Origin of the sequence: Hydrogenophaga sp. Root209 (assembly GCF_001428625.1) — a bacterium.
Taxonomy (GTDB): domain Bacteria; phylum Pseudomonadota; class Gammaproteobacteria; order Burkholderiales; family Burkholderiaceae_C; genus Hydrogenophaga.
The window spans coordinates 267,433-280,607 of sequence record NZ_LMIE01000033.1 but is presented as its reverse complement, the minus strand read 5'-3'; the positions used below and the strand labels follow the sequence as shown (position 1 = coordinate 280,607).

Annotated in this window: 7 protein-coding genes; 6 read left to right on the top strand and 1 reads right to left on the bottom strand. The window is 59.5% G+C overall.

Annotated features, from left to right (window positions below; genetic code table 11):
* Positions 1 to 192 precede the first annotated feature (192 nt).
* Positions 193 to 369: a hypothetical protein gene (locus ASE11_RS26240; protein WP_156406480.1), complete on the bottom strand. Its 177-nt coding sequence runs from the start codon at positions 367 to 369 to the stop codon at positions 193 to 195.
* A 142-nt stretch (positions 370 to 511) separates the two neighbouring features.
* Here ASE11_RS26240 and ASE11_RS24190 point away from each other — a divergent pair, with 142 nt between their 5' ends.
* The 6 genes from ASE11_RS24190 (at position 512) to ASE11_RS24165 (ending at position 13,044) form a co-directional block, all read left to right on the top strand.
* Entirely contained in the window at positions 512 to 1,747 is a 1,236-nt protein-coding gene (locus ASE11_RS24190) for a helix-turn-helix domain-containing protein (RefSeq protein WP_056278050.1), read from the top strand.
* Positions 1,748 to 1,762: 15 nt separating this feature from the next.
* Positions 1,763 to 2,272 (top strand): hypothetical protein, encoded by a 510-nt coding sequence (locus ASE11_RS24185; protein ID WP_056278048.1) that lies wholly within the window; start codon positions 1,763 to 1,765, stop codon positions 2,270 to 2,272.
* Positions 2,273 to 2,335: 63 nt separating this feature from the next.
* The gene (locus tag ASE11_RS24180; protein ID WP_056278045.1) at positions 2,336 to 3,532 is read left to right on the top strand and encodes a Druantia anti-phage system protein DruA; all 1,197 of its coding nucleotides are present in this window, start codon (positions 2,336 to 2,338) and stop codon (positions 3,530 to 3,532) included.
* 12 nt (positions 3,533 to 3,544) lie between these two features.
* Positions 3,545 to 6,391, top strand: coding sequence for a hypothetical protein (locus ASE11_RS24175; protein WP_156406478.1), 2,847 nt, complete (start codon positions 3,545 to 3,547; stop codon positions 6,389 to 6,391).
* Entirely contained in the window at positions 6,388 to 7,470 is a 1,083-nt protein-coding gene (locus ASE11_RS24170; protein ID WP_056278040.1) for a hypothetical protein, read from the top strand. Before ASE11_RS24175 ends, ASE11_RS24170 begins: the two co-directional genes overlap by 4 nt.
* Positions 7,471 to 7,485: 15 nt before the next feature.
* Complete coding sequence (locus ASE11_RS24165) at positions 7,486 to 13,044, top strand: DEAD/DEAH box helicase (protein ID WP_200959409.1); 5,559 nt, start codon at positions 7,486 to 7,488, stop codon at positions 13,042 to 13,044.
* Positions 13,045 to 13,175: the final 131 nt, after the last annotated feature.

Below are 13,175 nucleotides of genomic sequence, written 5' to 3'. Positions count from 1 at the left end.
CCTGCCAACAGGTGCCGACGACGCCGGCGTTAAACCCCTATCCCCGATCAGTTCAGGTGGGGGAGTTTGAGGTGGCCATAGACGGGGGAATTTGGGTGGCCATCAGGGGTGGATGCGGATCGGTAGCGGTCAGCCTTTGGCCTGGCTGCGCGGCTGTGCGCAACAGGACGCCACTTGAATAGATCAAGCAGCTCACTTCTTTTCCTTGCGGACCCCTTTGAACGGGTCGGCGTCTGCCTTCTGATCCATAAAACGCCCCGTGTTGGCGTCACGCTTGGTCCAAGTCTGGTTCTGGGGATTGAAGACCTGCGAGCGGTCTCGGACGGCGCCAACTCGAGCGTTGTCACCAATCGGTTTGTTCTTGGCCATGTCAACTCCTAGAAAGACAGCCTCGCAGCGCGCGCCGCTCTGGCTGAGGGGGATGGACTCGTCGATCACAAAATGCCGTTTGTTGCCAAGTATAGATGGATTTGGTATCATTGCAAGCGTACATCAACCTGAGGAGATCGCCATGCCAATCACCAGAGAAGAGCTCGGGCGACGCATCCGTTCGGCCCGAGACGGTTGCGGCCTGACCCAAGAGCAACTGGGAGAGGCTGTGGAACTGCCTCGTCTCGCCATCAGCCAGATCGAGACCGGCAACCGCTCGGTGTCGAGCATCGAGCTCGACCGCATTGCCTATACCGTTGGCCGAGACATCAAATCGTTCCTGAGCGAAGCGTTTGTCGAACAGGACGCGTTGGCTGCCCTGTTCCGCAGCGAAACCCAGCTTGCCGAACAGGCGGAACTCCTGCACGCGTTGCAGGAGAGCCTTGCCCTGGGGCGGGAGATGACCAATCTGGAGCGGCTGTTGGGTATCGACCGTGCGCAGCTGCGCACGGCGACCTACGAACTGCCTATGGCAAAGTCTCGATGGGATGCGATCCAACAGGGCCAGCGGGTGGCGTTGGACGATCGCCAGCGCCTAGGAATGGGCGTTGCCCCGGTCGGCGACTTGGTCGAAGTGTTCGAATCGCAGGGGGTGCGTACCGGCATGGTGTCCCTGCCTGACAACATTTCCGGGCTGACCTTGTGGGACAACAAGATCGGCATCTTCGTTGTCATCAACCGCGATCATTCCGCGCTGCGACGCCGCTTCTCTTTGGCACACGAGTATGCGCACGTGCTGATCGATCGGGATCGATCCGGTGCGATCAGTCGTGCCGAAAACCGGTCAGACCTGCTAGAAGTTCGGGCAAACGCCTTCGCGGCGGAGTTCATGATGCCGGCCGAAGGCGTAGCCCTGTTCGTACAGTCTCTGGGCAAGGGTGGGGCCAGTCGTGCGCAGATGGCTGTCTTCGATGAAACCGACGTGGTGCAGGTCGAACAGCGCTCAGCGCCGGGTAGTCAGGACATCCAGTTGTACGACGTGGCGCTGCTGGCGCATCACTTTGGCGTCAGTCGTATTTCGGCGTTGTATCGCTTGAAGAATCTGCGGCTGATTGATGAGCGCGAATTTCAGCACCTGAAGTCGCAAGAGGACTCAGGCGCAGGCAAAGCCATGGCCGACTTCCTCGCCGCTGATGTCTCAGCCAACGCACGCGACTCGCGTGACGAGTTTCGGCGTCGCTTCCTAGGGCTAGCCCTCGAAGCAAACCGGCGCGAGGAGATCACTCAAGGCAAGTTCAATGAGCTTGCGGCCATGGTAGGAATGCAGCGACAGGAAGTGCGGCGCGTCCTGGCGTCCGCAGGCCTTGTGCAGGCATGAGCGGTGGAACGAGCAATGCCTGTACCAGCCGAGACGACCGTCGTCATCACCGATGCCAACGTGCTGATCAACTTCGTGCACATCGGTCGCGTGGCCTTGCTCGGCGACCTTCCACCTTATCGGTTTCAACTGCCGGCAGAGGTGATGAACGAACTGGTTGACGAGCAGCAGCGCGCCCAAATAAAAGTTGCGATCGCATCTCGTCAACTGGACCTCATGGTCATTGAATCGATGGAAGCCCTTGTGTTGTTCGGTGATCTGAGAGATCTGATGGGCCGGGGCGAGGCCGCGTGCTTGGCAGTCGCTGCGACCACGGGCTGCTATTTGGCCTCCGACGAGAAGAAGCGCTTCAAGCGCAAGGCGGTCGAGTTGATCGGCGAAGCCCGGATTCTTCGAACAGAAGACCTCTTGGTGGAGGCGATCCGCTGTGGACGACTCAACGTTGCGCAGGCGGACGAATTCAAGCTCGTTCTTGCCGCCAATCGGTACGCGATGCCGTTCGCCAGTTTTGCTGAACGCATCTAGAGATCGCAGGACGGTCAGCATGAGAACTGCAAGAGATCTAGGAATGAACATGGAGACAAGTAAATGGGCGGAATAGCCAGGATATTCACCCCGGAGGCGAAGTTAAAAAAGGGCATCCGCGCTCATTTCACTCGCTTGGGGTTCACGAAGGCCGATGACGGCACGCTGATTCTTCCGGAGGGGGGCAAGGAGGTCGTTCGGCAACTGCATGCTGGTCAACGGGCAGAGCGGCTGCGCGACAGTCGAGAGTTTCTCAAGCGTGCGCTTCCGGAGGCTTTGCCACACTTTGCGAGCGGAGCTGAGCTAGACCCTTCAAAAATTCAGTTGGGTCTTATCAGGGTTCACAGCGGAACAAAAGATGCCGATCTATTCCGTGTCGCGTCCTTCACGTGGTCGGTCCCTGTATCGGCCGGCTTCGGCCGGCGCATGCGATATCTTGTCTGGGACCATCACCACGGGCGTCTCGCTGGGATCATTGCGCTGGGTGATCCCGTGTACAACCTTTCGGTGCGGGACAAGTTGGTTGGCTGGTCCGTCGAGGATCGGGCGAAAAGGCTTGTGAACTTGTTGGACGCCTATGTCCTGGGCGCAGTGGCGCCCTACAACATGCTCCTAACGGGTAAGGTCGTCGCCTGCCTGGTTAGATCCAGGGAGGTCTTTGACGACTTCAAGGCAAGCTATGGCAGTACCGTAGGGATCATTTCCAACGAGGCGAAGCGCGCAAATCTACTCGCCGTGACAACCACTTCGTCAATGGGACGTTCGTCGATCTATAACCGCCTTCGACTTGACGGTACGACCTACTTCGATGCCATTGGATACACCATCGGCTGGGGGCACTTCCACATCACCGATGACATCTTCGGAAAGATGCGTGACTACCTTCGGTTGAGCAAGCATCCGTACGCCGACAAGCACAACTTCGGCGAGGGGCCGAACTGGCGCTTGAGAACCATCAAAGTCGCCTTGAAGGAAATCGGTATCAACGAATCCGTACTTCGACACGGAATACAGCGTGAAGTCTTCATCAGTTCGTTCTGCAAGAACTCGATCAGCATCTTAAAGAAAGGAAAGGGAAAACCCAATCTGGATGACCTGAAGACAGTCGACGAAATATCGGAGCTTGCCAAGAATCGCTGGATCGTGCCTCGCGCCGAGAGGCGAGACGACTACAAGCAGTGGGATCGCAGTCAGATTCGAACCCTCATTCGGGGAACGGTTGCTGCAGCCGAAAAGCCGCTGAGCGCGAATGCGGCATAGGTAAGGACAGCCGTGCTCGCAAGCGCCCAAAGCAGCCTCGAACGGCATTTCTCGGCACTTGCGTCGGCGCGCGTGGGACATGATTCTCCCGTTTATGCGTTTGAACATGGCTTAGCCGTTTCAGAACTGGCTGCCATCCGTACAAGACTCGAAGCTCAGCTTCGAGAGGTTCGGAGGCCATTGCACGAATACTGGTTGCTGTGGAGCATCGTCGCCGCTGAGGTGGGCTATTCCTATGATGGTGACGAGTACTGGCAGTCGTTCAGTCAGGAAGTCCCCTCGTGGCGTCTGTATGGGGACCGAAACCTCATGCGGGACTGGTTCAGGGTGTTCGCGAATCGGTTTGCTGGCTTCTCGCCACGTGGACGTTGGGCCGATCATTTCTCAATCATTTCATGGCCGATCACCCATTCGATCCTGCCGCGCTATTTGCAGGCGCACTTCGCGGCGCATCTGCATGACATGCGCTACGACCTGGCGCAATACGGCGACCTCGGCATTGTGCAACTGGGGTCGCTAATACAGCGTCGGTACTACGGGGGATCGGCGCGCTTCAGGGATTTCCTGCAACAGACGGAGCTGACGGCCCGCCTCGTGCTCGCGCTACGCGATGAGGACATTCAAGGTGACATCTCACCCATCGACCGCTCGACGCTCGGTCGTATCGTTGGAGACCTGGAAGAGCATCAGGCTGTCCGCCATCAATTGCAAGAAGCCCGGAAAGTGCTCCGGGAAGCCCGCTTTCGTTCGAGTCAGAGTTTGGTCGGTCGTCCTGTAGTCGCTCCGCAAGGAGGGCCGCGTGACTCGAAGGACGTTCGGGTTGCCGGGGCGAAACTGATGGCTCGCGGAACACCGGACGGGGCTTGGAGGATCGGGATCGCGATGCCTGATTTCACGGGCATTCTTCGCAGTGAAGATCTCCAGATTTCAGTACTCGACAAACCCAGGATCCGCTTCTCCAACGACGATGGTAGATGGATGCCTGGTCGGGCCTTGCTGTCGTATTCCCGTCAGCACAGGCCGCTCTCTGCGTTGACCGACGCAGGCATGGCGTTCATGGAGATCGACGGAGCGGATGCGCGTCTTCGAGCACTGCTGCAGCCGTTCTTCAAACTTCAGGGCAGTTTTCCGCTGCTGCTCAAGATTTACGAAGACGGTGTTGCCCGACAGGTTCATGGCAATCATGTTCGGGCTGATCAGGGCTATCTGATAGTCACGAGCGATCCCTTGTCTGGTGACACGATAGCTAAGCTGGAACTGAAGCAGGTTGTGTGCGCCATCGTTGGAGTTGTTGCGTATGAACTGAGCACGCCTGCGGTCCTGGCGGAGCGACATTTTCAAGCACTGAAACAGCTGAGGTTCGGCTACGGACTGAGGGGACGCGTAGAGCCCGTGGGCTTGCTACCACGACGCAACGGGGAAAGCACCTCTACTTGGCTCCCCAGCGAGGAGGTGATCCTTCGACTGTCGGCCGACTTTGCAGTGAGCGAGTTTGTGGTGGTTGTCGATGCTGAACCAGCAGTGCACATTCAGGATGCGGGAAATTCCGACGCCCTGGTCTCGTTCGGCATGTTGCCTATTGGCGTGCACGTCGTGCAGGTCACTGCTGTCGCAAAGGCTCCCGGCCAGCGCCTCGAGCCCGAGCAACTGTTCCTACAGGTTCGATCCCCCGAGCCCTGGCAGGAAAGCGCTCGCAAGCAGGCCGGCGTGAGATTGGTGATGGAGCCAGCGAATGCCTCACTGCAGGACGTGCTCAAGGGAAAGGCAAAAGTTTCGGCTCTTGGACCACGAGGGCGCTTCGCGAGAATCGACACATTCATCCGCGACGCGCATGGCCATGACCCGGCCCCGCTGGCGCTTGGCAACCTCGATCTGCCGATCGACTCCAACGCGATGGACCGTGTACTTCAGAAACTTGATTCCGATGCGGTGATGGGACGAATCGAGTCGGCGGCGCGCATTGACATCGACATCTCATCTGACGAACTTGGGCACGATCGTTTGAGCTTCCACCAGGAAGTTCAACCGTTGCGTTGGAAGCTTGAACACCGAGATAGGTCACTTCTCGCGCGCTTGGTCGATGAGGCTGGCGCTGACCAAGCCGTCGTAGTGAGGCGATATGACCTTCGCAACCCGGATCGATATGTCGCGGTCAAGACGGGCGATTGCTATGCCGGCGTGTCGGTGCCTGCGCCAGGTGCCTTGTTTGTCGCGAGACATCGTGGACGACGATATGCAGCTGTCGTCAGTCTTCGTGAGCGCGTGACTTCTCTGGCCGATTTGGGAGCGCGCGTCGATATTGGAGCGACGCGCCATACGAGAGACAGAACGGTCGCCATGCTACTCGTCCACTATCGACGGTGGCATGGCGCCCGCGCATTGGGACCGCTGTCATCAGTTCACAGGTCAAAAGTGCTGTCAGCGTTTGAGTTGCAGCTCGCTCGAATCTTGTGTCGCGGAACCTGGGCCGATCGGGCGAATGCATGTCTGACTACGCAAGGGCTTCAACAGTCAAATCAATTCGATCAACTTCAGCGCGAGGTCGGAGGTTCGCCCGGATTCGCGATTGCCGTTTCCGATGAAGCGTTTAAATGCAGTGATGTTCGAGACCTCGAACATCATTTCGTCGACAAGGCCCACGCCTACCGGGTCTCGAGCGACACGGTGCTTTCCGCGATGGCGCTGGCTCTGGCCTTTTGCCCGGCGGAGGTCCGCTTCGACAACTGGCTGCGAGGACAAGAGATGCTGCGTGCCTTGATCGCCAATCCGACGCTGGTGCGTGGTGCGTACCTGGCAAAGTTGGCCAAAGACATCGGCCGTTCGCCGGGTGAAGAGCGCGTGGCGAGGGAGAGCACATGAACGTCGTCATCCTCAGCCGACAGCAGGCCGTCGAGCGCGTGGGGTACTCGCTCGGTCTGGATGGCAGCGGGCTGAACGGGGAGCTCTCGCCTGCATTGGTTGGGCAAGCCCTTCGACGCGCAACTTCCATTCTTGCGCCGTGCGCTCGGTATGAGCTCGAACGCAGTGTTCGCCAAACGCTGCAGCCTCTCGGATCGCCTGGAGATGTCGTGGGTCCGATGGTGCAGGACGTTCTTGAGTCCTTGATCGTGTATCGCGACTTGCTAGAAATGCGCAGCACTGCTGACGAGGTGTGGGCGAGCGCGGAGGTGACGATTCGCCCAGCAGCACCTTCATTTGTGAAGCGTGAGGACGGTTCGATCGCGGTATTGGGGACAGCCGGCGATGTCATCACACCGATTCCCGAAGACCTCCCTGCAAGGCTTGTGCATCGCGGTGCGCTACGCCTGTTAGTTCCGACATCTGCGGAACCCCTCGCTCCCCGATTGCAGGAGTTTGGCTTGGTCGAGCTGAGCGAAAAGGCGTGGTTGCGACTTCCCAGGGTTGAGCCGGCGGGAAACTACGTTGAGGAATGGCATCGGCGACTCCGAGAGGCCCCGATTGGGAATCGGCCTGAGGGTCTCCTGATCTGCAAGCCCACTCGTCGCGGAACGCTTTATCGTGATCGATGGAATCCGGCTGAGGTTGGGGAAACGGGGCTCTTTGTCGCACGACGCCCCCAGCGCTTCGGAGCGAACCTCTGGTGCTTGGTCGATCTTCAGCCCAATTCCACCGCACGCATCGTCGATCTATTCTCAACTGGCGACACCCTGCGGTCGTGTGACGTTGCATGGCAGATTCAGATGGCCTTGGACGCGCGCGCAGGTCTGGCGCAAGCCTTCCGATGCCGCCCGAACGGAGACCGCTCGACGATCGACTTCTTCAGCCCAATTCCGTCCTGGGCTGAGCGACGGCTCTTTCTCGTTGGTCGACGGCAGGCGGGGACGGGCTGCCTCTATTCATATGAGATGGCAACAACTGCTGCCGACGGTGAACGCAGGTTCCTGCGTGAGTCGCTCTGGCTGGTTGAACAGAATTAATTGAAGATCGGGGACATGATGACAGCGACCATTCAACAGACCATCGACGAACTTCGGCGCACCTTCACTGAGTACATTGAGGCGACATACCACATCGGTCACCCGCAGGTTGTTTCTCAACGTCGGAGACTGCTCGAACAGGTCGGCGGCATCTTCCAGATTCCATACCTGGAATCGACGCCGCGCTACGTCGCCGGTCAGAAGTATGACGCGTTAGAACGGTTGCCTGAAGCCGCGAAAGAAGCCTTCAACAGGCTGTCATCGCCCCTGGCCGGTGGTAAGCAATTGATCTTCAATCCACCGTATATACATCAAGCCCAGGCCCTTGAAGAAGTGTTGGGGAACAAGAAAAACCTGATGATCATGACTGGGACGGGTTCGGGGAAGACTGAGTCTTTTCTGCTTCCGATTCTGGGCAAGCTCGCCATCGAGGCACGAGACCGGCCGACTGACTTCGCCAAGTACAACGCCGTGCGGGCCATCGTTCTCTATCCGATGAACGCCTTGGTCAACGACCAACTCGGCCGACTCCGCCTGCTCTTCGGGAATCCGGCTGTGGTGGCGATGTTCAAGGAATGGGCTGGGCGCCCAGCCCACTTTGCGAGATATACCAGCAGAACTCCATATGCCGGCGTCCGAAGCCCGGTCAAAGACGGGAACCGGCTTTCGTCAATCGGTGATTTCTTCGCCGAGATCGAGTCGGCCACCAGGAGGCATCGGGCCGGGCGGCCCCACATTGCTGAAGAAGATGCACGGGCGGCGCAATTGTTCGAGAGCCTGAGCGCGCGAGGGAAATGGCCTGCCAAGCAAAGCGTCGCGGCTTGGTTCGGGCAACCGCATTCGCAGTGGCAAGACAGAAACGGCGAGTACCGGCGTGCAGTGCTCGGGCCCGACGATGCCGAATTGTTGACACGGCACGAAGTTCAAGCCAGTCCTCCGGACCTGCTCATCACGAACTATTCGATGCTTGAGTACATGATGATGCGGCCTATCGAACGGCCCATCTTTGACCGGACACGCGAATGGCTCCAAGCCTGCCCGGACGAGCGTATTCTTGTCGTATTGGATGAAGCCCACCTCTACCGCGGTGCGCAGGGCGCGGAAGTCGGCCTTCTGTTGCGGCGACTGCGGGAACGGCTGGGCATTGGGGAGGAGCGCTTTCAGGTGATTTGCGCGACAGCAAGCTTCAGCGAGCAAGGGCAAGCTACCGCGGGAAACTTTGGCGCGCAACTTACCGGTGTTCGCGAGGACACCTTCGTTCCTATCACCGGGACCTTGGCGGAGCGCACGCCCTTTGCGCGCGGCACCGATGCCGATGTCTCCGCCCTGTGCTCGGTTGACCTGGACGGCTTCTACCAAGACGGGCAATCGGCGATGGTTGCCACGCGTGCCTTTTTGGATTTTCGTGGTGCCCCCCATCAAGCTGATCTCGGATGCGCCCTCTACCGTGCTCTGGAGGACTACGAACCTTTCAATCAACTGGTCAATGAGACCATGAAGGCAGCCATTCCCCTCGCCGAGCTAGGTCCGCTTGCATTTCAGGCCGATGCGCCGAGATCGCACGTGGACAAGGCGGTGAGCGTTTTGCTTGCCCTTGGGAGCCGCGCACGTTTGGCGCCCGAAGAGCCGAGCCTTTTGCCGTGCCGAATCCATTCGTTCTTTCGAGGGCTACCCGGCCTATGGGCTTGTATGGATCCTGCTTGCTCGGAGCTCGACTCGACTGAGCGTCATGGGCCGATCGGCAAACTTTTTGGCCAACCGAGAGATCGATGCGCGTGCGGCGCCCCCGTGCTGGAGTACTACACGTGTCGTCATTGCGGGACTTCGTACGCGCGGGCCTATACCAATGATGTTGCGAACCCACAGTACATCTGGGCCAATGCGGGGGAGAGACTTCAAACCGATGCGGGGTTGTTCGAGGCCTTTCATCCGCTGGATCTTTTGCTCGAGGACCCTCCTTCGCCAGAGCGCGGCCGAGCTGCGACCTACGATCTTCAGACAGGACGTTTGAACGCCGCCCATCCAAGTGAGCGTGCTCGCCTGGTGTATCTCCGGCCCGAAGCTGGCGCCCTGACTGAAGACGCTGATGCACACGTAGGGCGGGCAGGCCCGGGCGAATTTGTTCCGTGCGGTTGCTGCGGCAAGAGGCACGGCCACGGCCAGTCAAGCGTGCAAGACCATCTAACAAAAGGGGACCAGCCCTTTCAAGCGTTGCTCGGTACACAGATCCGGGTACAGCCACCCGGCCCGAGGCCTGCGACGGAATTCGCACCTTTGAGGGGCCGCAAGGTGCTGATTTTCTCGGACTCAAGGCAGGTGGCTGCGCGTCTTGCCCCAACGCTTCAGAACTATTCGCTCCGCGATGCGGTTCGGGCCCTGCTGCCTGTCGGGTTTCGCCTGCTTGCGGATGAACCGCAGATCGCCGCATCACTGGTTCTGAACCACGCCTTTCTCGCCTTGGTGGTCGCGGCACACCGATTCGGGGTGCGGGTGCGACCTGAACTCGACACGGGCGAATCCATGCCGATCGTCCGTGCCGCAGCCGGACAAATGCCAACAGGCGTGGATTTGACTGAACTCATTGCGGCGCGCTGTCCTGCCAACCTGATGAGGGCAATCGTCAACACGATCAAGGACAACGGCCTCGGGCTGGAGCCGCTTGCCATTGCCTCCATTTCGGAGAACGCGCGCATTTCGGCGCGAATTGCAGGGCTGCCGGTGCTGCCCGGCTTGGCCGTGGATGACTCTGGAAAGCTCGCCGTGGCACGAGCGTGGCTGCGCTGCTGGGCCCGAGGGCCGGGCATCTGGTTTGGCGACATGCCGCCGGCCTGGTGGAGCACTGAGGTCACAACGCATCGTGGTGAGTTCCAGCCGATGGATAGGGTGCTCGTGACCAGGGAGGCCAAGCGAACGTTCAAGAAGGAATGGCTTCCGCGATTGATGACGTTCTTCACCCAGAGTCTTCAGGACGGGGGTGTGCGACTTCTCGCAAACAATCTAGCCCTAGAGATCGGTGGCCAGTGGGTTCGGTGCGCTACCTGCAAGTCGGTACACCGTCCGGTCGGCTTGCTCACGACTTGCATCGATTGCGGGTCCACGAATGTGAACACCTTTGATCCGGAAACAGACCAGGTTTTCGTCGCACGAAGGGGGTTTTATCGAGAGCCGGTTGCGCTGGCAATGACGCAGCGCGAACCGACCTTCATGTCTCTGATCGCAGCGGAGCACACCGCGCAGTTGAATGCAGCGCAGCCCGATGACGCTTTCTCTCAAGCAGAGAACCACGAGATCCGGTTCCAGGACATCGATCTTGCCTGGCGAGACACAGATGCGCGCGCCCCCGCCATCGACGTGCTCTCCAGCACAACGACGATGGAGGTTGGGATCGATATCGGAGAGTTGTCCGGCGTTGCGTTGCGAAACATGCCGCCGGGCCGTGCGAACTATCAGCAGCGCGCGGGGCGTGCGGGCCGTCGAGGTACGGCTGTGGCAACCGTCGTGGCCTTCGGCAGTTCCGATAGTCATGATGACCACTACTTCACGTCGCCAGACGAGATGATTCGCGGCTCCGTTGTCGATCCACGACTGACCCTAGAGAACGTGGACATCGCGCGACGCCACTTGCGCGCCTACCTGCTGCAGCGATATCACGAAGCGCGAATCCCTGAGCTAGACGCGCACGCCGATCCAAGCTTGTTCTCAGTGCTCGGCAGCGTGCGCGACTTTCGCGATGGCCGCGGCGCGCTTAACCGGGAAGACTTTCGAGTTTGGCTGGCGGGGCAGGCACCCGATCTTGAAGTGGCCGTGAATCGGTGGCTTCCCACTCAAATCCCAAGCGAGGCCCGCTCTAGGTTGATAGCCGACATGGCACACGACGTGGCGACTGCGGTTGACGAAGCCATTGGCTTCCGAGAGCCTGTTCCTGCTGAGACGAATGAAGAGCAGCCGACATCCGAAACAACGGCGGTGGACGCAACGGCGGAAGCCGAGGCACCGGCGGCCGCGGGGGCTGACCAGGAGACAGACTTCGCAGACCCATCGGCCGACAAACTCCTTGATCGCTTGCTGTATTGGGGCGTGTTACCCCGGTACGCATTTCCTACGGACGTTGCTCCGTTCTATGTGTTCAACCGAGCCTTGTCGACACCGTTTCGGCCGCGCATGGACTTCGCCCCGACACAGGGGCTAAACGTCGCGCTCTCGCAATACGCACCCAACAAGCAGATCTGGATCAAGGGCAAGCAGTACACGTCCAAAGCCATCTACTCGCCTTTCCGCGACGTTCGGTCTGATGCCTGGAGGAAGCGCAAGCTTTATTTTGAATGCCAGGTGTGTGGACACGCAAAAACGGAGCCGTATGTTGAGGAGCGCCGCAGTGGCCGTTTTCGATGCGAGGCCTGTCAAACGCCGGACAGCTTTGGACCAGGACGGTCGTGGTTCCGTCCGCCCGGCTTTGCTCACCCCATTGACAGAGATCCCGTGACCGCGCCAGATGATCCGAACGAGACAGCCTACGCAACCCGTGCCAAGCTGATCATGCAAACTCCCGGTCCGGAACTGGGCTGGATCGCCATTGGAGACCGGATTCGTGCGTTCCCCACCAGGGACCACCTTCTCGTGTCGAATTCTGGCCCTGAAGGGGAGGGCTACAACTACTGCGTCTCGTGTGGTCGGATCGAGGCGGCGACTGACCCGGAGATGAACCTGTACCAACCGCACTCGCGGCCGTACCCTAGTAACGAGCCAGGTCCGTGCCCGGGCACCAGAGTTGCCAATCGCATAGTGTTGGGCACGGATTTTCGGACCGACATTGCGCTTTTCTCATTGCCGCTCGACCGTCCTTTCCGTGTCCGACCTGGCAATGATGAAACTGACTCCGCCTTGAGAACCGTGTGTGAAGCAGTAGCGAAGGCGGCTTGTCAGCTATTGGAAATCGAGTCCGGCGAGGTCCTTGCGGAATACAGACCTGCGCTCACCGATGCTGGCGCAGCCGGCTTGGAGGTTGAGCTTTTCGTGTACGACACCTTGGCGGGCGGAGCGGGGTTCTCGCCTCAACTGGTTGCTCGTGGCGACGAGTTGTTCAGGAAGGCGCTTTCCATATTGGCCGACTGCCCCGAGAGATGCGACGCGTCCTGCTATCGATGCCTGAGGAGCTTCCGCAACAAGATCGATCACAGACTTCTTGATCGGGTGCTTGGACAGCAGTTGCTTCAGCATGCGATGGCGGGAGGCTATACCGCCTATCCACCAGAGCGCGCGGAAGCTACTTCGGATTTGCTCTATGACGACCTGCGACGGCAGCTCTCAGACGATTTTGCTTTCGAGCGCAACGCTGTACGCCAGCCCGCAGGTTTCGGAAAGGTGAACGTCCCAATCATCCTAACGAGGCGGTCGACCGGCGCAGAGACTTGGATCGCGATCAGTTCAGCAATTGCCTGTGACGTGCCGGTCGATGCGCAGCTCCGTGAAACGCTCGCCCCTGATGATCGTGGAGCTGTTCTGTGCGTGGATGACTTGCTGGTGCGACGCCATCTAGCAGCTGCTGTGGATAGGGTTCGGCTTTCGCTGAATTGATGGAATGGCTAGGCCCAACGTAGCGTCGGACCACCCACGTGCACTCGTCGATGAACGAGAGCGGATGGAGCAATGAGCCAAGGACGGACAGCCGATGCCCGCCGCTCGCGCCGGAACCTTCCCGCGCACTG